The organism is Exiguobacterium sp. TDN 0502 (assembly GCF_050846835.1).
In the GTDB taxonomy this organism is placed as follows: domain Bacteria; phylum Bacillota; class Bacilli; order Exiguobacteriales; family Exiguobacteriaceae; genus Exiguobacterium_A.
Genome location: NZ_JBOZGJ010000019.1, coordinates 1 through 21057 on the forward strand (window position 1 = coordinate 1; position 21057 = coordinate 21057).

General features: G+C 47.4%; 19 protein-coding genes. 16 read left to right on the plus strand and 3 right to left on the minus strand.

What is annotated here, in order from left to right; all coding sequences use genetic code 11:
* The first annotated feature begins 571 nt into the window (after positions 1–571).
* The 13 genes from hrcA to ACRPK8_RS14665 all read left to right on the plus strand — a co-directional run bounded on the left by hrcA (position 572) and on the right by ACRPK8_RS14665 (position 15171).
* Positions 572–1606 carry a heat-inducible transcriptional repressor HrcA gene (gene hrcA, locus ACRPK8_RS14605; RefSeq protein WP_053452709.1) on the plus strand — a complete coding sequence of 345 codons (1035 nt, stop codon included), beginning with the start codon at positions 572–574 and terminating at the stop codon, positions 1604–1606.
* Positions 1607–1630: 24 nt separating this feature from the next.
* Positions 1631–2188 carry a nucleotide exchange factor GrpE gene (grpE, locus tag ACRPK8_RS14610; protein WP_432238809.1) on the plus strand — a complete coding sequence of 186 codons (558 nt, stop codon included), beginning with the start codon at positions 1631–1633 and terminating at the stop codon, positions 2186–2188.
* A gap of 48 nt (positions 2189–2236) precedes the next feature.
* Positions 2237–4063, plus strand: a complete 1827-nt coding sequence (dnaK, locus tag ACRPK8_RS14615; protein WP_432238810.1) for a molecular chaperone DnaK — start codon at positions 2237–2239, stop codon at positions 4061–4063.
* Between the two features lie 132 nt (positions 4064–4195).
* On the plus strand, positions 4196–5302 hold the full coding sequence (gene dnaJ / locus ACRPK8_RS14620; RefSeq protein WP_432238811.1) for a molecular chaperone DnaJ: 1107 nt from the start codon (positions 4196–4198) through the stop codon (positions 5300–5302).
* A 25-nt stretch (positions 5303–5327) separates the two neighbouring features.
* The gene (prmA, locus tag ACRPK8_RS14625; protein ID WP_432238812.1) at positions 5328–6275 is read left to right on the plus strand and encodes a 50S ribosomal protein L11 methyltransferase; all 948 of its coding nucleotides are present in this window, start codon (positions 5328–5330) and stop codon (positions 6273–6275) included.
* Between the two features lie 4 nt (positions 6276–6279).
* On the plus strand, positions 6280–7026 hold the full coding sequence (locus ACRPK8_RS14630) for a 16S rRNA (uracil(1498)-N(3))-methyltransferase (protein ID WP_214854793.1): 747 nt from the start codon (positions 6280–6282) through the stop codon (positions 7024–7026).
* A 5-nt stretch (positions 7027–7031) separates the two neighbouring features.
* Positions 7032–8366 carry a tRNA (N(6)-L-threonylcarbamoyladenosine(37)-C(2))-methylthiotransferase MtaB gene (gene mtaB / locus ACRPK8_RS14635; protein ID WP_023467445.1) on the plus strand — a complete coding sequence of 445 codons (1335 nt, stop codon included), beginning with the start codon at positions 7032–7034 and terminating at the stop codon, positions 8364–8366.
* A 525-nt stretch (positions 8367–8891) separates the two neighbouring features.
* Positions 8892–9587 (plus strand): 23S rRNA pseudouridine(2604) synthase RluF, encoded by a 696-nt coding sequence (gene rluF, locus ACRPK8_RS14640; RefSeq protein ID WP_195865615.1) that lies wholly within the window; start codon positions 8892–8894, stop codon positions 9585–9587.
* Between the two features lie 48 nt (positions 9588–9635).
* The gene (rarD, locus tag ACRPK8_RS14645) at positions 9636–10517 is read left to right on the plus strand and encodes an EamA family transporter RarD (RefSeq protein ID WP_230088805.1); all 882 of its coding nucleotides are present in this window, start codon (positions 9636–9638) and stop codon (positions 10515–10517) included.
* A 16-nt stretch (positions 10518–10533) separates the two neighbouring features.
* Complete coding sequence (gene rarD, locus ACRPK8_RS14650) at positions 10534–11418, plus strand: EamA family transporter RarD (RefSeq protein WP_195865617.1); 885 nt, start codon at positions 10534–10536, stop codon at positions 11416–11418.
* A 76-nt stretch (positions 11419–11494) separates the two neighbouring features.
* Entirely contained in the window at positions 11495–12160 is a 666-nt protein-coding gene (gene deoC, locus ACRPK8_RS14655) for a deoxyribose-phosphate aldolase (protein WP_023467449.1), read from the plus strand.
* A gap of 390 nt (positions 12161–12550) precedes the next feature.
* Positions 12551–13525 carry a BMP family lipoprotein gene (locus ACRPK8_RS14660; protein ID WP_432238813.1) on the plus strand — a complete coding sequence of 325 codons (975 nt, stop codon included), beginning with the start codon at positions 12551–12553 and terminating at the stop codon, positions 13523–13525.
* Positions 13522–15171 (plus strand): methyl-accepting chemotaxis protein, encoded by a 1650-nt coding sequence (locus ACRPK8_RS14665; protein WP_432238814.1) that lies wholly within the window; start codon positions 13522–13524, stop codon positions 15169–15171. The genes ACRPK8_RS14660 and ACRPK8_RS14665 overlap by 4 nt, the downstream gene beginning before the upstream one ends.
* A 57-nt stretch (positions 15172–15228) precedes the next feature.
* Here the strand turns inward: ACRPK8_RS14665 and ACRPK8_RS14670 are convergent, their stop codons facing one another.
* Both ACRPK8_RS14670 and ACRPK8_RS14675 read right to left on the minus strand, forming a co-directional pair.
* Positions 15229–16437, minus strand: a complete 1209-nt coding sequence (locus ACRPK8_RS14670; RefSeq protein ID WP_432238815.1) for a murein hydrolase activator EnvC family protein — start codon at positions 16435–16437, stop codon at positions 15229–15231.
* Between the two features lie 784 nt (positions 16438–17221).
* Positions 17222–17971 (minus strand): SDR family NAD(P)-dependent oxidoreductase, encoded by a 750-nt coding sequence (locus tag ACRPK8_RS14675; RefSeq protein WP_432238816.1) that lies wholly within the window; start codon positions 17969–17971, stop codon positions 17222–17224.
* A 138-nt stretch (positions 17972–18109) separates the two neighbouring features.
* On the opposite strand from ACRPK8_RS14675, the gene ACRPK8_RS14680 reads away from it, so the two are divergent.
* From ACRPK8_RS14680 to ACRPK8_RS14690, 3 genes are all read left to right on the plus strand, one after another.
* Positions 18110–18544, plus strand: coding sequence for a YkvA family protein (locus ACRPK8_RS14680; protein WP_432238817.1), 435 nt, complete (start codon positions 18110–18112; stop codon positions 18542–18544).
* A gap of 138 nt (positions 18545–18682) precedes the next feature.
* Positions 18683–19246, plus strand: a complete 564-nt coding sequence (locus ACRPK8_RS14685) for a DedA family protein (protein WP_432238818.1) — start codon at positions 18683–18685, stop codon at positions 19244–19246.
* A gap of 13 nt (positions 19247–19259) precedes the next feature.
* Positions 19260–19892 carry an HAD family hydrolase gene (locus ACRPK8_RS14690; protein WP_432238819.1) on the plus strand — a complete coding sequence of 211 codons (633 nt, stop codon included), beginning with the start codon at positions 19260–19262 and terminating at the stop codon, positions 19890–19892.
* 75 nt (positions 19893–19967) lie between these two features.
* On the opposite strand, the gene ACRPK8_RS14695 is transcribed toward ACRPK8_RS14690, so the two are convergent.
* Positions 19968–21026, minus strand: coding sequence for a PTS transporter subunit IIC (locus ACRPK8_RS14695; RefSeq protein ID WP_432238820.1), 1059 nt, complete (start codon positions 21024–21026; stop codon positions 19968–19970).
* Positions 21027–21057: the final 31 nt, after the last annotated feature.

The window sequence follows — 21057 nt, forward strand, 5'->3', positions numbered from 1 at the left end:
GCCATAGAAAAAGCTCCCTTCAAAAAGTAGACAGTTTTTGTTATTTCAACTGTCTACTTTTTGGGGAGCATATCAGAGCGGCGTGTGACGAGTCATTCTTTTTTTGTTAGAACTAGAACGTGACAGTCCATATTCGACTCCTAAAGGAAAAGTAAGCGCGATTAGCGCTTTCGTCGTCAGGGATAGGTAAGACCCGACAGGTCGCATTGGATACGACGTGTCGCGACGTACCTCCCGCCTTTGGAGAGCGAATGTGACAGAAACGTTCATTGCTGAAGCAGAATCTAAATCAGAAAATCAGTCCATGTTTCCGTCATTTTTTTGATTTCCTTAAAAAATAGGCAGTCGTTCCGATGACCGCGATGAACAGCCAGACCAAGACTCCTGCCGTTGCCAATAATTCAATCATCCGATTCATCCTTTCGGTTCTTTGTTTCACTGTATCGCAGAATGGGAAACTGTTCAAAGGGTCACGCAATTCGGTTGACATCGGACGGACAATTCCTTATAGTAAAAGATGTAATTAGCACTCGTCAAAAGTGAGTGCTAACAAAATAAGGTGGTGAAGAAGGTGCTGACGGATCGTCAATTGTTGATTTTACGTGCAATCGTCGATGATTACATCAAGACTGCTCAACCCGTCGGCTCACGGACGCTCTCGAAACGAGACGACGTGACGTTCAGTTCCGCGACCATTCGTAACGAGATGGCGGACCTCGAAGAGATGGGTCTGATTGAAAAGCCGCACACTTCCGCAGGACGGATTCCATCCGAACTCGGATATCGTTTTTATGTCGACCATCTGATTCGTCCGGAAAGCATCACACCAAAAGAAGCGCAGGCATTGAAATCACTCTTTGCCCATTCCGTGAATGAGAATGATCGGTTGATCCGGCATACAGCAGACCTGTTGAGCGATTTAACCCATTACACGACGCTTGTACTTGGTCCAAAAGAAGAAGGGCAACGTCTGCATCATCTGGAATTGATTCCCCTTGCAGAAGGTCGTGTCGTCATCGTTCTCGTCACCGAGACGGGACATGTCGAACACAAGACGTTGCAATTGAATCAAGCATTGTCTCAGGAAGCAGCAAGCCGCTTGATGGAACGTCTGAATCAGACGTTACGGGGAACACCGCTTTCTGCGCTCCGCAGTCGATTGCTTGAGGAAATCCGGCGCTTCCGTTCAGAGCACTCTGAACAGACGGTCTTGCTCTCGAAGGCACTTGATCTCGTCTTGACGGATCAAGAGGAGCGGCCGTTCATCTATCTCGGTGGGAAAGCCAACATGTTCGATCAGCCCGAGTTTCAGGATGTCGCAAAGTTACGACCGGTGCTTGAGTTGATCGAACAGCAAGAAGCCGTTCTCGATTTCCTACGACCAAATCTTGATAATCAAATCTTGATTACGATCGGGAGCGAGAACAATGTCGATGCCCTGAAAGATTGCAGTGTCATCCGGGCCCATTATTCGGTCGATGGCGTCTCGATTGGAACACTGGCATTGATTGGACCGAAACGGATGGATTACAATCGGGGAATCAACTCGATTATCCATTTACTCCAAGCATTCCAAGCCGAATTGCATAAGAACAATTTGGATTGAATATAGAAAGGGGCTCGATTCAGAGTGGAAGAAAAAGAACAGAATCAAAACCTCCAACAAGATGAAAACGTGACAGAGCCGACTGACACAGTCGAAGTCACAGAAGAAGAAGTCATTCAGGCGGATCTCGTCGAAGACGAGAAACCAGACTTCGAAGCACAACTCGCAGAAGCAAAAGCTTCAGAGTTACGTCTCCGTGCGGATTTTGAGAATTTCAAACGTCGCAACCGCGTCGAAGCGGAGAATCGTGCGAAGTATTCTTCACAAGCCATCGTCGAAAAGCTATTGCCGCTCGTCGATAACTTAGATCGCGCACTTCAAATCGAGACAGAAAACGATGAGACGAAATCCGTCTTAGCTGGCGTTGAAATGGTAAAACGTCAACTCGTTGAAACACTTCAAAATGAAGGTGTCGTTGAGATTCCTGCCGTCGGAGAAGCGTTCGATCCGAATCTGCACCAAGCAGTCGTTCAAGAAGCAAGTGAAGAACATGAATCAGGTATCGTCACTGCTGAATTCCAAAAAGGGTACAAATTGCACGATCGTGTAATTCGTCCAAGTATGGTTAAAGTAGCTGAGTAATCAGTAAAAACTTAATTATTCCAATCACTGAAAGCGAGGAAATGGATCATGGCAAAAATCATCGGTATTGACTTAGGGACAACGAACTCATGTGTTGCAGTAATGGAAGGTGGCGAACCAGTCGTCATCGCTAACGCAGAAGGAAACCGTACGACACCATCTGTCGTCGCATTCAAAAACGGCGAGCGTCAAGTAGGGGAAGTCGCAAAACGTCAAGCGATCACGAACCCGAACACGATCATGTCGATCAAGCGTCATATGGGTACGGACTATAAAGTAGAAGTTGAAGGCAAAGACTATACACCACAAGAAGTCTCTGCGATCATCCTTCAAAAACTAAAAGCACAAGCAGAAGACTACCTCGGTGAAAAAGTCACAGAAGCTGTCATCACAGTACCTGCTTACTTCAACGATGCAGAACGCCAAGCGACAAAAGACGCTGGTACGATTGCTGGTCTTGATGTCAAACGGATCATCAACGAGCCTACAGCGGCAGCACTCGCATACGGTCTCGAAAAAGGCGAAGACCACACGATTCTCATCTATGACCTTGGTGGTGGTACGTTCGACGTGTCGATCCTCGAACTCGGTGACGGGGTCTTTGAAGTTGTTTCAACTGCTGGTGACAGCCGTCTTGGTGGAGATGATTTCGACCAAAAAATCATCGATTATCTCGTAGCAGAATTCAAAAAAGAAAACGGCATCGATCTTGCTCAAGACAAGATGGCACTTCAACGTTTGAAAGATGCTGCTGAAAAAGCGAAAAAAGACCTTTCAGGTGTTTCTTCAACACAAATCAGCCTTCCGTTCATCACAGCTGGCGCATCAGGTCCACTTCACTTGGAAATGACACTTTCACGCGCGAAATTCGACGACCTCACAGCAGATCTCGTTGAACGTACGATGGAACCAACACGCCGTGCTATGAACGATGCAGGCCTGACACCAGACAAAATCGACAAAATCATCCTCGTTGGTGGTTCGACTCGTATTCCTGCAGTTCAAAAAGCAATCCAGGACTTCACTGGTAAAGAATCGTTCAAAGGAGTTAACCCGGATGAGGTCGTTGCCCTCGGTGCAGCGGTTCAAGGTGGCGTATTGACTGGAGACGTCAAAGACGTCGTTCTTCTCGACGTAACTCCACTCTCACTCGGTATCGAAACAATGGGTGGCGTGATGACGAAATTGATCGATCGTAACACAACGATCCCAACTTCAAAATCACAAGTCTTCTCAACAGCAGCAGACAGCCAACCAGCTGTTGACATCCACGTCCTCCAAGGGGAACGTCCAATGGCAGCAGATAACAAAACACTTGGTCGCTTCCAATTGACGGACATTCCGCCAGCACCACGTGGTGTGCCACAAATCGAAGTTAAATTCGACATCGATGCGAACGGTATCGTTAACGTTTCTGCGAAAGATCTCGGAACGAACAAAGAACAGTCGATCACGATCCAATCATCAAGCGGTTTGACTGAAGCGGACATCGAGCAAATGGTCAAAGATGCAGAAGCAAACGCAGACGCAGACAACAAGCGTAAAGAAGAAGTCGAATTACGCAACGAAGCAGACCAACTCGTCTTCGCAACAGATAAAGCGATCAAAGACCTCGGTGAGCAAGTCGCTGATGCTGATAAAGAAAAAGCAGAAGCTGCAAAAGAAAAAGTAACAAAAGCTCTCGAAGGAACAGACATTGAAGCAATCCGTGCTGCAAAAGACGAATTGTCGACAGTCGTTCAAGAGTTGACACAAAAAGTCTACGAGAACATGGCACAGCAACAAGCCGGCGCTGAAGGCGCACAAGCTGGTGGTCAAGACGACAACGTCATGGACGCTGAGTTCGAAGAAGTCGACGAGAAAGACAACAAGTAATTCATCCGACCGATTTTTCGGGCGCTAGAGAGAGCCAAAGCGTATCCGCGCTTTGGCTCTTTCCATGTCGCACGAAGTTCGGTAAAATCAAACAGTATGAAATGAATCGGAATAGAGAGAGGAAGACTGCACGTGGAAAAACGCGATTATTATGAAATACTAGGCGTCGCGCGCGATGCCTCATCAGCGGAAATCAAACGCGCGTACCGTAAGCTTGCCCGGACGTATCACCCGGACGTCAACAAGGAAGCGGATGCGGATGCGAAATTCAAGGAACTATCGGAAGCATATGAAGTATTATCCGATGACAATAAACGAGCACGTTACGACCAATTCGGTCATCAAGATCCATCACAAGGTGGCGGTGGATTCAGTGGAGCTGAAGGATTCGGAGATATCTTCGACATGTTCTTCGGCGGCGGACGTCGTCAAGATCCGAACGCACCACGTAAAGGACAGGACTTACAATACGTCGAAGAAATCGACTTCATGGAATCGGTCACAGGTGTTGAGAAGACGATCACGATTCCAGTCGAAGAAGATTGCGGCACATGTCACGGTTCAGGTGCTAAACCAGGAACACATCCGGAAACATGTAAACGATGCGGTGGGTCAGGTCATATCAACGTCGAACAAAATACGATGTTCGGTCGTGTCGTCAATCAAACGACGTGTTCGACGTGTCATGGTCGTGGACAAATCGTCAAGGAACCATGTGAAACATGTCGTGGCGCCGGTCGTGTCCGTAAAAACAAAGATGTCCGTGTCAAAATTCCAGCAGGGATCGACAATGGTCAACAAATTCGTTTAGCAGGTAAAGGGGAAGCCGGTGTCAACGGTGGACCAGCAGGTGACTTGTATGTCGTCGTCCGTGTCGCAGCACACGAACTGTTCGAACGCGTCGATGATCATATCGTCATGGATATGCCACTGACGTTTGCGCAAGCAACACTCGGCGATGAGATCGAAGTACCAACCGTTCACGGGAAGGTCAGTCTAAAGATTCCAGCCGGCACACAAACAGGATCACGGTTCCGTTTACGTGGAAAAGGGATGCCGAACGTCCGGTCCGGTCACCATGGCGACCAGTACGTCAACGTCGTCGTCATCACACCGAAGAACCTGACGGAACGTCAAAAAGAACTACTACGCGAATTCAATGAAATTAGCGATGAAAAAGGTGTCGAAGAGCAACACGAAGGTGTCTTCAGCCGGATTAAGACATTCTTCACAGGGTGATCACTACAGAGGAGCGTGACAAGAAATGAAATGGTCAGAGATCTGTGTCCATACGACACAAGAAGCCATCGAAGCAGTTTCGAACATCTTACATGAAGCGGGAGCAAGCGGCGTCGTCATCGAGGACATCGAAGATTTCGAGATGATGTCCCACCGCGAAGATAACTTCGGTGAAATTTGGGATGAGACGAAACGGGACGAGTATCCGACACAAGGCGTACTCGTGAAGGCGTATCTTGCAGAAAGCAGCGATTTGACGGACACGATCAAAGGCATCGAACATGACATCCAGCAGTTGACGAACTTCGGTCTGTCGATTGGCGCGGGTGCTGTCACGCTGACTCAAGTAGATGAAGAAGACTGGGCGCATTCATGGAAGCAATTCTATAAGCCAGTCAAGATCAGTCGCCATCTGACGGTCGTCCCGATGTGGGAAGACTACACACCACAACCGGATGAAAAAATCATCGAGCTCGATCCGGGCATGGCATTCGGAACGGGAACACACCCGACGACGGTCCTCTGTATTCAAGCGATTGAGAACTACTTGCAAGAGCAAGACCGTGTCGTTGATGTCGGAACGGGATCCGGTGTCCTCGCGATTGCAGCTGCGAAGCTTGGGGCAAAGGATGTCTTTGCACTCGATTTAGACGAAGTCGCTGTCAAATCAGCGACGGAAAACGTCGCTTTGAACGAAGTCAGTGAGCAGATCACGGTTCGCCAAGGCGACTTGATGAAGGAATTGAGTGAGCCGGTCGAGTTGATCGTCGCAAACATCTTAGCGGAAGTCATCCTCCTCTTCGTCAAGGATGCCTATACATTGACGTTACCAGGTGGTCATTTCATCGCTTCCGGTATCATTAGTCAGAAGAAGGATATGGTCGTCCAAGCGATGCAAGAAGCAGGATTTACGATCGTCGAGACAACGAAGCTTGAGGACTGGGTCGCGATCATCGCGAAACGGGAGGCGTAAACACATGCAACGGTATTTCGTCGAGCCCTCGATGCGTCAGGGAGATGTGTTTCATCTCCCGAAAGACGACGCACACCATATGAAAAACGTCATGCGAATGGAAGTCGGCGGAGAGATTCTCGTACTCGACGGGACAGGTCTTTACCGGTGCCGCCTGGAAGCACTCGATAAACAAGCGGCTTCTGCCCGGATCGAAGAGACGCTACCGATCGAGACAGAATTACCGATTCGCGTGACGATCGCCCATGGATTGCCAAAAGGCGATAAGATCGAACTCGTTGCCCAAAAAGCAACGGAACTCGGAATCCATCATCTACGGATTTTCGAAGCCGACCGTTCCGTCTCGAAATGGGATCAGAAGAAGGTTCCGAAAAAGATTGAACGACTCGAAAAAATCGTCAAGGAAGCAGCGGAACAATCGTACCGTGCCCACTTGCCGACGGTCGACTTCGTGGCGTATGATGAAGTCTTACAGGATGCATCGAACTATACGGCTTGTCTGGTTGCCTATGAAGAATCAGCGAAACAAGGGGAGGCCTCCGTCCTCGCTACGACGCTTGCTGGGCTGCAGGAGGGCGATTCCCTTCTTGTCGTCATCGGACCTGAAGGTGGGTTCGCTGAAGCAGAAATCGCACGTTTGACGGATGCCGGTTTTAAAAAAGCCGCTCTAGGGCGTCGCATCTTACGGACGGAAACGGCACCATTTTATGTCCTTTCCGCCGTCTCGTATCATTTTGAATTGAAAGGGTGAACGAAATGGCAACTGTTGCCTTTCAAACGCTTGGCTGTAAAGTCAACCATTACGAAACAGAAGCTGTCTGGCAACTGTTCAAGGACGCTGGCTACGCACGCGTTGATTTTGCGGATCATGCGGACGTGTATGTCGTCAATACATGTACGGTCACGAATACCGGAGACAAGAAAAGTCGCCAAGTCATCCGACGGGCGATTCGCCAAAATCCGGATAGTGTCATCTGCGTAACGGGCTGTTATGCCCAAACATCTCCTGCTGAGATCATGGCGATTCCTGGCGTCGATGTCGTCGTCGGAACACAAGATCGGCATAAAATGATTGGATACATCGAACAATTCCGTGAAGAACGTATGCCAATCAATGCGGTCGGAAACATCATGAAAGCCAAAGTCTATGAAGAACTGGATGTACCGGCCTTTACGGACCGGACACGGGCTTCGTTGAAAATTCAAGAAGGTTGTAACAACTTCTGTACGTTCTGTATCATCCCATGGGCGCGTGGTCTCATGCGGTCTCGTCAACCAGAAGATGTCTTGAAGCAAGCACAACAGCTCGTTGATGCGGGTTACAAAGAAATCGTCTTGACAGGAATCCATACAGGTGGATACGGAGAAGACTTGAAAGACTACAACTTAGCGAAATTACTGAAAGCACTCGAATCCGTCAATGGGCTTGAACGCTTACGCATTTCGTCGATCGAAGCGAGTCAAATCACGGACGAGGTACTTGATGTCCTGAAGGATTCACCGATCGTCGTTCGTCACTTGCACGTTCCGATCCAGTCGGCATCGGATACGGTCCTTCGCCGGATGCGCCGGAAGTATACGATGGCAGAATTCGGAGAACGGATCACGCGTCTGAAGGAAGTCCTGCCTGACTGTGCGATCACGTCAGATGTCATCGTCGGTTTCCCAGGTGAGACGGAAGAAGAGTTCATGGAAACGTTCAACTTCATCAATGATCATAAGTTCAGTGAGTTGCATGTCTTCCCGTACTCGAAACGGACAGGGACACCAGCTGCGATGATGGACGATCAAGTCGAGGAATCGATTAAAGAAGAACGCGTCGCGCGTTTGATCGCCTTATCGGATCAACTTGCGAAGGAATATGCTTCGAAATACGAAGGGGAACTGCTTGAGATCATTCCGGAAGAATTTTCGGAAGAAGCAGGCGGTCGTCTCGTCGGTTATACGGATAACTATCTGCGTGTCGCAATCGAAGGCGATGAGTCGATGATTGGGCAACTCGTTCGTGTCAAAATCACGAAAGCGGGCTATCCGATGAATGACGGTCAATTCGTTCGCATCATGCAGACATTAAAAGACGCTGCGGTCTAATGATTCGTAAAAGCGATCTCGATATATGCATATAAGAAAACAGCCTCGAAATAGGGGCTGTTTTCTTACGTTACTATGTAGGGTGCTTTAGATTTTTAAAATAACTTTTAATCGATTCATTTTAGAAAATGATTTTATGTTATGGTTTTCATAAGTAGATTATTACCAGAAACAAGACCTCATGATAGGAGCATATCACTTCACATAAAAAGGGATTTTTCAAAATGAAAACAAACGGATTATCAGTTCTATCAGTCATCTTAACAGTATTGATGTTCATCGTTTTATTTAATCAAGAGGCATTTGCGTATAGTTCAATTATTTTAATCGTCCTAATAATAAGTATTACTTGTTTGACGTTTTTGAACACAGGTAAGAAAAAACAATGAATCGATCATTGAATTAAAGACTAAAGACGACATGCATTGCTTTTCTTACATAGAGGAGCATCGCATGTTATTTTGTTTTCATTTCAGGAATGCGCTACACTGAATACAGTTCAATTAAGGAAAGAGGATATCATTCATGCGAATCAACAAATTCATTAGCGAAACGGGCTTTTGCTCAAGACGTGCTGCCGATAAACTGATCGATGCAGGTCGTGTGACGATCAACGGTCTGACAGCAGAACTCGGCTCGCAAGCTGAAGAGACGGACGTCGTCGAAATCGACGGTCAGCCGCTCCAGACAAAACCAAAACCTGTCTACATCGTCTTAAATAAACCAGTCGGCATCACGTGTACGACGGAGCTTGACATCGAAGGAAACATCATCGATTTCGTCAACCATCCGAAGCGGATTTTCCCGATCGGTCGTCTCGATAAAGATTCAGACGGCTTGATTCTTTTGACGAATGACGGTGATGTCGTCAACCGGATCTTACGAGCGGAAAACAATCACGATAAGGAATATATCGTAACCGTCGATGCACCAATCACGGATACGTTCATTCAAGGCATGGCAAGTGGTGTCGACATTCTCGGCACGACGACGAAGGAATGTATCGTTGAGCCGCTCGAGACACGGACGTTCCGGATTATCTTGACGCAAGGATTAAATCGTCAGATTCGGCGGATGTGTAAAGAGTTCGGCTACCGGGTCAAGCGTCTTCAACGTGTCCGGATCATGAACATCGAGCTCGGCGATTTACCGATCGGTTCTTGGCGTGATGTGACAGAAGAGGAATTACGTGAATTGTTTACGACGCTTGACGGGCAATAAGGTTCAAAGAAAGTCGCCACTCGGCGGCTTTCTTCATACATAAGGGGGATGACCGTGGATAAACGGGGTATGAGTGCGACATTCGTCGCCTACGTGATTGGTGGACTGTTGCCGATCTACAAAGTATTTGCTGCTGGTATTCCAGCATGGACGGTCGTTTCGATTCGGATATTGAGTGCGTTCATTTTCGTGACGTTGTTACTACGCCTGACGAAGAAATTCCAATTCGTTCGTCAATTATGGCAAAACAAACGTCAGCGCTATACCGTGCTTGCGGCAGGACTCGTATTGGGCGGGAACTGGTCGCTCTATCTGTACGCCATCGGGGAAGGGTATATCGTTGAGTCATCACTCGGGTATTACATCAATCCGCTCGTCAGCGTCTTGTTCGGTTTGATCTTTTTTAAGGAACGATTGACGCGTCCGCAAGCGATTGCGATTTTATCAGCAATCATCGGTGTGATGATTTTAACGCTCGGTTATGGTCAATTTCCGATCATCGCCTTTTCACTTGCCGTTTCGTTCGCCTTTTACGGTGTGCTGAAGAAAAAGGCAGCAGCCGAACCATTATCCGGATTATTTTTAGAGACACTGGTCACGCTCCCGTTCGCTCTCTTGACATTAGGCGTAACGGATAGTCAACCGCTTGCGATGCCGACGAGTGCGCTGATTGCGATCATCATGCTCGGGATCGCAACGGCGGTCCAATTAATGTTATTCGGATACGGAATGCCGAAAATCCCGTTCGTCTACGTCGGGATTCTCCAATACATTGCCCCGACGCTGACGCTGCTCCTTGGAATTTATCTATTTAATGACGTCTTTACGACGATTCACTTCATCGCCTTCCTGTTCATTTGGATTGCTGTTGCTCTCTTTACGATCAGCGGTTTATCGGCAGGGAAAATGCGAATGAAGAAGGTATCATAATGAAAGAAGGGATTACGTGAATCTACCTGGATTCTTCGCGACACTTGTCGCGTATGTCATTTGGGGACTCTTACCGCTCTACTGGAAGATGCTCGCCAATGTACCGAGTGAAGAGATACTGGCACACCGGATCATCTGGTCATTCTTATTTCTGCTCATCTTATTATCGTTTCAAAAAGCGCTTGGGAAGTGGAAGACGGCGTTACGCGATCCGTTCACGCGTCGACTCTTTTTCTTAAATGGACTGATCATCAGTCTGAACTGGTTCATCTATATCTGGGCCGTCAATCATCAATTCATTGTCGAAGCTTCGCTTGGTTATTACATCAATCCACTCGTCAGCATCGTCTTTGGCGTCTTCTTCTTTCGGGAAAAGCTCTCACGGATCGAGTGGATCTCGATTGTTCTTGCGACGATCGGCGTCCTGATTTTGACGATTGGCTACGGCGAGTTTCCATGGATTTCGATCGCGCTTGCCTTAAGCTTCGGCTTTTACGGCGTCGTCAAAAAGCGACGACCGCTCGAATCAACGGTCAGTCTGACGCTTGAGACGATGGCGCCGCTTCCGCTTGCTTTGATTTTCCTCGGCTATTGGCAAGTACAAGGGACGTCTTCGATGACCGAATCTGTCGGTACGACGACCGGACTCATCTTGACCGGAATCGTGACCGCTGTTCCCCTTTTGTTATTCGGATTCGGGGCACAACGGATTCCGTTCACATGGGTCGGATTCCTCCAATTCGTCGCACCAACCTTGTCGCTTGGACTTGGTGTATTGCTGTATCATGAACCATTTACTAAAACACACATGGTGGCGTTTACATGTATTTGGACAGCAGCGATCGTCTTTACGCTCAATGGTGTCTGGATTCGGAAAAAACAGCTCCGAAAAGTCGCGTAAAAAGATAGAAGTCTGACCTCTTGCGTGATAGAATAAAAACAGAGTCTAAGGGATACCCTTAAGGAGGATAACAAACATGAATTTAGCAGGAATGATCGACCATACGGCACTGAAGCCAGAAACATCACGTGCTCAGATCGAAACACTCTGTAAAGAAGCATTAGAATACAAATTTGCAAGCGTCTGTGTTAACCCAACATACGTCGCGTTAGCAGCAGAACTCTTAAAATCAGATGATGACGTCAAAGTATGTACAGTCATCGGCTTCCCACTTGGAGCAAACACGCCAGAAGTGAAAGCATTCGAAACAAAGGATGCGATCCAAAACGGTGCAACAGAAATCGATATGGTTCTCAACATCGGTGCATTAAAAGATGGCGACCTTGAGTTAGTGGAACGTGACATTCGTGCGGTTGTCGAAGCGGCAAACGGTACACTCGTTAAAGTCATCTTCGAAAACTGCCTTCTTACAAAAGAAGAAATCAAAACAGCTGCTGAACTTTCAGTTAAAGCAGGTGCTAACTTCGTGAAGACATCGACTGGTTTCTCAACAGGTGGTGCAACTGTCGAAGACATCCGTCTCATGCGTGAGACAGTCGGTCCTGACATCGGTGTTAAAGCATCTGGTGGCGTTCGTGACTTCGAAGGTGCAAAAGCAATGATCGATGCAGGTGCATCACGCATTGGCGCATCAGCAGGAATCGCAATCGTTACAGGTGGTACATCTGATAGCGACTACTAAGAAAATCTAACGGGGCTGACTCAAAAGTCAGTTTCCACAAAGATAAGGGTGGCAGAATGATATTCTGGCACCCTTATCTTATAACAAAAAGAATGACGCGTTTCACGCCACTCCTACAGGAAAAAGCGCATCTTTGCGCTGTCAGAGACGAACAAGACCCGCTTTCCTGCTTGAATAAAGCAGGAAAACTGGCTTGTGTCTCGCCTGAGGAAAGGGCGTGAAAGGACGCGTCATTCTTTTTTGAGTCAGCCTCGTCTACAATCTGACATGTCTCTCTTTTCGAGGGGCATGTTTTTTGTTATGGGAGTATTCTGAATTTTAATTTTGTATTAAGAAGTCAGACATCGCTTCCGATAATCAGATGTAGAATATCGGAAGGGTGTGGAATGGATGAAACGATGGAGTGGAATCATACTGGCATCAACACTTAGCCTCGCAGGGTGCGGCAGTGTCATCGATGATCCGGAGCGGGCAGTCAAGGAACGAAAGGAAATGGCAGTCGTCTTATCGGATGTTGGTCTTGGCGATCAATCATTCAGCGATGCGGCGATGAGCGGTATGGCGTTGTTACGGGAGAAGGAAGGTTGGTCGATCGATTACCGAGAGTTGAACGAAACGAAGACCTATAAAGCAGCATTTGAAGCATTAGCGAAAAAAGAACCGACCGTCATCGTCGGACTCGGATTCATGGGGCAGACGGATCTTGAGACCGTTGCTAAAAAATATCCGAAACAACAGTTCGCCTTGATTGATGCCGTCTCGACGTTACCGAACGTACTCTCGGTTACGTTCAAAGAGGACGAAGGAAGTTACTTAGCCGGTGCCGCTGCAGGAATTCAAACGAAGACGAATACGATTGGGTTCGTCGGTGGGATGAAGTCACCGCTGATCGAGAAATTTGAAAAAGGATACATCGCTGGCGCAAAAGCGGTCAATCCGAAAACAAAAGTCCTCGTTGAATATGCAGAAGACTTTGCAGCGCCGGAAAAGGGACGGACGCTCGCGAATGAGATGATGCAGAAAAAGGCAGATGTATTATACGCAGCTGCTGGATTGACAGGAAGTGGTGTGCTGGAAGCAGCACAAACGAAGGGGAAAAAAGCCATCGGTGTCGATAGCGATCAGACCCCGATTGCGCCGGACGCTGTCATGACGTCGATGCTCAAACAAGTTGATCTTGCGATTACGAAAATCGGACAAGATGTGGCCGCGAAAGGGCTTCAATCCGGACAAGTCGTCCTTGGTGTCAAAGAAGGAGCCATTCAATTGGCTCCAATCCGTAATACGAACTTTACGGACGGGGAGCGAAAAAAATTAGAGCAGTTGCAACAAGATGTGCTCGAAGGGAAGGTGACGATCCAATGACGTTACGGAAACGATTTTTACTCTCGACGTTAGTGACGATTTTGAGTGTCGTCATCTTGATGGGATGGACGTTGTTCCAACTTCGTCAAATTCAATCCTATAACGAAGATTACGGGAAACAGCTCGTTGAGATCTCAGAGCTTGAAACGAAGCTCTTGTATGAACAGGCAGCATGGAACCGACTGGCAAGCCAGCCGTCTGAAAGTCAGGCGGAGCAAGTACAGGCACTTAGTAAAAAGAACGAACAAGCCTTGAATCAATTACAGAAGACGTATTTGATTCCGGCATTTCAAGAAGAGTTGAACCGGGCGGATATGAAGTATAAGACGCTCGCTACAAAACGGACGGAACTGACGGATGCGATGAATCCGATTGAGATTCGCTCTCACGCCGCACGAATCGAAGGTGTCCTCAGTGATCTTTACACGTTACATACGAAAAACGGGGAGTTTTATGATGTCTTACAACGTGAGGCAAAAGACGAGACATTGAATTTGACGCGGACCGTCCTAATCGCGACGTTCCTCCTTCTGATCGGGCTAGCGTTATACAACTGGTACTTCGCACGGAGCATTACGCGACCGATCAGTCGTGTCGTTCGGACAGCAGAGCAAATCTCAGATGGAGACTTGTCACAGGAACTAGTCGTATCGGGTCGAAAAGATGAAATCGGCCGACTCGAAACAGCGGTTGCGCAGATGCAAGGAACCTTACACGAAGTCATCGGAACGATCAGCCGTTCATCAAATACGATTCGTCAGATGAGTACGGAAGCGACGACAGAGAACGCGAACATCGTCGAAGTATCGGGAAACATGACCCATGCAATCAATGAGATGGCGAGCGGTACACAAACGGTTTCGGACGATATTCAGACGACGGTCAGCACGATGTCCGATATGCAACAGCTCTTTGAAGAGAGTGAGCAACGGGCACAAGCTGCTTATACAGAAGGTCAGGCGGCTGATCAGGTAATGGTTCAAAGTAGTGCCGTCATGGAACAGCAAGCACGGTCACTCCGCGCATCAACGGAACAAAACCGCGAACTTGGTCAGAAACTGGAAGGTTTCCTCGAGCAGACACAACAAATCGAGCAGATGGCGCAACTCGTCGCAGCAGTCTCCGCACAGACGAACTTATTGTCACTCAATGCGGCAATCGAGGCAGCACGAGCAGGGGAAGCTGGGCGTGGATTTGCCGTCGTTGCGAGTGAAGTCAAAAAGTTAGCAGATGAGACACACGAAGCGACGCGGTCGATTTTCTCACTCGTCCGTTCGATTCGTCAGGACGGTGCTGTTTTACAGGAAGCGCTTGTACAGGCAGAACGGGAGCAAATGAATCAGGTTGAGAATTTTGGCAACGTTCAGCAAGCGTTCAGTGAAACACGGCAAAAAGTAGCAAGTGTGACGGAAACACTCGATTACGTGACCAAACAACTCGTACATTCGAAACAACAGGCTCGTCATGTCATGGGTCAAGTGAGTACGGTCAGTGGTGTCATGGAAGAACTTGCGGCCGGAAACGAGGAAGTCGCAGCTTCGATGCGTGATCAACAGGCATCGTTCGAGCAGATTCATCAGCTGATGCAGGAACTCGAGTCGACGACGGCATCGCTTGACGGACAGACGCATCAATTCAAAATCTAAAGCCGAAAAGTGCACTCCTTCTCGTGAAGAGAAGAGTGCACTTTTTCTTGAATCAGCTTAGAAGAAGCTCTCTGGGTTGAGCTCGTTCGTCCGTCCATTTGCATCATACTGATATCCACCATCATGGATTTCAAAGTGCAAGTGCGGACCAGTTGAATTACCGGTACTTCCTAATACGCCGATTTGTTGCCCTTGTTTGACCTGTTGTCCTTGTTTGACGTTCAAGGCATTCATATGGGCATAAACGGTCGTATACGTTTTTCCGTCGATATTATGAAAGATATAGACGTGATTTCCGTATGGACCACCTGAACTAGCCAAGATGACGGTTCCGCTTGCTGAAGCGACGATTGGTGAATTGAGCGGTCCCGCGAAGTCCGTTCCGTTATGATAGGCGTATCCATTGCTTCCGCTGGCTGCCCCCATTCCTTGTGAAATGGAACCTTGAGCAGGTTTGATGAATTTACCTTTGGCTTTCGAGATGACTTTCGTGCTGACTTTGCCAACAGATGCTGGAGCTGCCGATTGTTTAGCTGCTTTTGCTGCAGCAGCCTTCGCTGCTCGCGCGGCTGCTTTTTCTGCCGCTTCCTGTGCCTTCAGTTGGGCCGATGCCTCTTTCAGGCTGAGGATGTTGGATTCGATGTTTTTCTTTTGCGACGTCAGGCGCTTCAAGAGCGCTGTTCGTTTTTGTTTTTCTTGTTTCAACTCACGCTGTTTCTTTTTTAAAACATGACGATCTTCAATCAAGTTTTGACGTGTCTGCTTCAATTCTTCTTTTGCAGCTGCCAGTTCTTTTTTGTTTGATTCGTAATCTTTTAATAAAGAAGCATCGCTTTCGGCAATCGTATTGAACGCATTGAAGCGGCTGATCATATCACCGACATCTTTTGCACCGAAGACGGCTTCGAGCAACGGGGCGTTATCGGCTTTAGATTGACGTACCGCCAGACGATCGCCAAGCATCTTTTCCTGTTTCTTAATCTTTTTTTGTAACTTCTCGATTTTATCTTCTAAACGAGCCATCTGTTTTGTGTTCTTGTCGATCTTTTTTTGATTCTCGACGACTTGTAACGTCAATCCATTGATCTGTTGATCGAGGGCATACACTTTTTGCTGTGCTTTAGACAGTTGATGGTTTTTCTGAGATAAAGCCTCACGTTGTTTTGATTGTTGTTGCTGGTTTTGTTGTTGTTTCTCTTTATATGAACTTGCCGCATCGACGGGGGTCGTCGTCATGAGCGGACTTGCGAGTAAAGTGAGTGTCATAAGCGATAGCCCGAGTGACTTTCCGAAAGGTCGTTTCATAAACTAAGCGTCATTCCTTTCCTTGTGAAGTGTTACCTTTCCCACTCTAACAAGAAATCAGGAAATCCGGCTTTACAATTCTTTTAAAAAAATTCGGTAAAAGATAGCAAAAAGCGTGAAGAATTTATGAAAATAACGATACAGATATTCAAATAAGGAATGGAATCATTGATACATAAGGATTTGAAATGAAAAAATAAGTCGATTTCTAAATGATGTCAGAAGATATATTTTTGTAACATCACATATAAAAGAGGTTTATAAACCTTTAAAACAGGTATAAGTATAGTTTTCGATAAATATGAATAACAAAAAAGTGCTTAAGAGGCACTACGGATTTGTTGTATGCAATGGTGACATGTTCTGAGCGATGTTGGTAAGCTCATTTACCTATCAGGAAGTCCTTTTCCATATCCGAAAGAGATCAGCGAAGCAGGAGCGATTCTTGTTCTAGGAAAACGATTCGAGACGAACAAAAAAGCGCAATCCTTCCCGCTAGAGAAAAATTGCACGTTGTCGTCAGTCTGGGGCTGACTCAAAAGTCAGTTTCCACAAAGATAAGGATGGCAGAATGATATTCTGGCATCTTTATCTTATAACAAAAAGAATGACGCGTTTCACGCAACTCCTACAGGAAAAAGCGCATCTTTGCGCTGTCAGAGACGAACAAGACCCGCTTTCCTGCTTGAATAAAGCAGGAAAACTGGCTTGTGTCTCGCCTGAGGAAAGGGCGTGAAAAGACGCGTCATTCTTCATAAATCATCTTTCGTGTCATGCCGCCGTCAAGTACCAGTGTTTCTCCCGTCAAGAAGTCGTTATCTGGATGTGTCAAATAAAGTGCCGCACGTGCGACATCACTTGGTTTTCCGACGCGACCGGCAGGGTGTTGGGAATGATCCTCCGGTGACAGTTCCTGATAGTCACCGGTTTCGATCCAGCCGGGCGCAATCGCGTTGACGAGAATGCCATCTTCACCGAGCGATACGGCAAGGGCGTGGGTCAATGCAAAAATTCCGCCTTTCGTCGAAGCATAGGATTCCGTGTGAGGTTCCGACATGAAAGCGCGGGTTGAGGCAAGATTGACGATACGACCGCCGCTTTTACTTTGCTTCAAATAAGGCGTAGCCGCTTTCGTCGTCAAAAAAATGCTGCGGAGATTCGTATGATGAACCCGATCCCATTCCTCGAGTGAGAGTTCAAGCAGTGGTTTTCGGATCATGATGCCGGCATTGTTGATGACGATATCAATTTGACCCGTGTGATCGACGGCTTTTTCAATCAACAATCGAACATCTTCTTCGTGCTGAATATCTAGATGATAGAAGTATGCTGTACCACCGTCTTCCTCGATCTGTTGGGCGAGCTCGTCTCCCGTCATTTGATCGATGTCGGCGAGAACAACGGTTGCACCATGAGCGGCATAAGCCCGTGCGAGTTCGGCTCCGATCCCATTCGCAGCTCCAGTAATGATAACGGTTTGGTTGACATGGTTCATAAAGGATCATCCTTTCTTTAACGCTTCTCTCCCTTACTTTACCTTTCCGTCCTGTCCTGAAACCTGACAGGATTATCATCCGTAGGAACAGGGAATGAAATAAGCGTTGAAGCTAATTCGAATGGGGGAAACTAGAAAATGAAATTCTCAAATCAACAATTAGAAAAACAACAACAGCAATATGCGGAAGAGGCAAAAGACTACATCGACCGTCCGAAAAAGACAAACTCCTTGTTAAGCCGTGCACTAGATAAGATTAATAGTCATTCACGTCTTTCGGTGGTCTTCTCTCCATTGACATTGTTCGTCGATATGATTCGGGCGTATCAATCGGGTGAATACCGTAACATTCGTCGTACGACGATTCTGAAGGTCATCGGGGCGTTAATCTATCTAGTGTCACCAATTGATTTGATTCCAGACTTCGTACTCGGATTCGGATTCGCGGATGATATCGCCGTCATCCTATTCGTCACGAAAACGGTTTTCGAGGAATTGACGCGTTTCAGTGACTGGCAGGATGAACAACAAAAACGTCGTACGCAACCGTTACAAAGTGAAGATGCGTATTAAATGATACCGGATGTCTGAAGAAAAAAGCGGCTTCGAACGAGAAGCCGCTTTTTGGCGTTAAAAAAGAGCCGTTTCCTGTACGCTTTCTTAAAATTTCGATACACTAGAAATAGTTGGTAAAGAAAGGGGGAGGCGGAGATGGGACACCACTGGATCGAGTCATATGGCTATATCGGACTCATGATGACATTGATGTTTCCTTTCATACCGAGCGAAGTACCGCTAGCATATGCCGGTTATCTCGTGCATACTGCACAGGCGAGTCTGATGTTCATGTTGCTCCTCGCAGTGGTCAGCTTCGTCATCAGTCAGAACCTCTTCTTTACGATTGGTCAGTTCGGAAGTGAACGATTATTGAACCGAATATTCAAATGGTTTCGGATCTCAGAAACAAAGATGCTTCAGTTTCAAACGCAAATGGAAACGAAGGGACGTTATATTCTGTTGCTTTCCCCGATGTGGCGCATCGGTTTTGCGATCGGCGCTGGGTTGACGGGTATCTCGCGGATTACGTTCACGATCGTGACGACGATTTCGTTTGCGTTCTGGTCGGCGATCTTCATTTGGGGTGGAAAAACGGTCGGTCATGAATGGCGAAAACTACATCACCTAAATCATCCAGTCTTCTGGATGGGTCTAGGGGTGTTGATAACGGTGATTTACTTGATACAGAAAAAGAGAAAAGTGAAAAAAGAGAGTTAAAAGGAGTGGCATCATGGCAATTATTTTATTTGATATCGACGGAACACTGATTAATTCAACGGAGCAGATGACAGAAGCAATCCATCGGGCGATGGACGATATGCCGCATCTGCCAAAACCTTCTCAAGCCAGTGTACAAGCAAGCTATGGTTTAGCAGGAAGTGCTTTTTGGCGCAAAGCGATTCCGGAAGCTTCTGAGGAAGATATTCAGTTGATCCGAAAAAAACGACACGGTCATCTGGAAGAAACGATGGCAGAACAGAACGTCTTGTTTGACGGAATCCGCTCATTGCTCCAAGCGTTAGTCACAGCAGGACATACAGTGTCAACAGCGAGTAATTGTGGTAACCACTATCTAAACCTTGTCCTTGACAGTCAGGAAATTCGCTCGTTCTTCACGAGTCCGAAATGTTTGGAGTCCGTCAATGGTAAAGAAAAAGCGGATATCTTACGTGCTCATCGGGAAGAGTTCGGTGAAGAGACATACTGGATGATTGGCGACCGCTCTTCCGACGTTGAAGCGGCACGTAAAGAAGCGATGCCGGTCGTATTATGCCAATACGGTTTCGGGACACAGACAGAATGGGATGCTGCCGACTACACGATTGAGACGCCGCTCGACTTACTCACGGTGATCGAGAAGTAAAAAAGCCAAGCCGGATCGTCGATCTTTCGACGAACGGCTTGGCTTTTTTTGACTGAAAGGATAGACAGAATCGATTCATTCGAAATCGAGACGGTAAGGTTCTGCACTCATCCATGGACGGAACTTCCTGAAGAGCAGATGGAACAGTAGGCATAAAATGACAGGAAGAACGATGAACAACCCAAGGACGAACATCACGTTGAACATCGTCCATCCTCCTGCCATCAGGTGTAAAGCGTTGATTGGACCAATTAAACCAGACATCCCGAAACCGGCACTGAACGGCGTTCCTTGAACACCGAGTACACCTGCTAGTGCGCCGAGGATGGCGGCGCTACACATGACGGGTAAAATCATCAGTGGATTACGAATGAAGTTCGCCATCTGAATTTTAGGAGAACCGAGGAAGTGAGCGATTGACGTCCCACGGGAATTTGCTTGCCAGCCGGCAATTGCAAGTCCGAACCCTGCAGCGCATACACCTAGGTTAGCCGCACCGGCAGCAATGCCTGATAAGCTGATTGCCGTCGCAATCCCGACTGTTGATAAGGGGGAGACGATTAAAACGGAAAAGGCAACGGCGATCAAAATTCCCATTAAAACAGGCTGAAGTGCTGTGAAGTCAGAGATGACATGTCCGATTGCTGTCGTAATCCGCGTGACGAACGGGTATGTAAGAACACCAATTCCGCCGGCACCAACGATTAAAATCGTCGGCATGACAAGAACGGTGTACGTCTTGAAACGGTCACCGATCAGTAAGACGATTGCCGTCGCGATAGCAGCTGTAACACCAGCATTGATGACATCACCGGTACCGACGAAGACGAATGTCGCATCGGCCCGACTGGCAACACCGGATCCGACGACGGTCGCAAGACCAATCGATGTCGTGGCAATCGGTGTCACGTTGAATTGCATCGCGACCGCCACCCCTATCACCATCGGTAAAAGACGCATCGCTAACGTCGTAGCATCCAGCACGTGTTGAGCACCAGTAAAATAAGGGAGCAATGCTTTAGCAAGTTCTCCAAGTAGTGCACCTGGAATAAGAGCAACGAGAATACCGATACTAAGTCCGTTCAGAACGTGGACCGCGAATTGACGCGGTTGATGTAACATAGCTGATTTCATACATGTCCTCTCCTTATGTAACGCTTTTGTG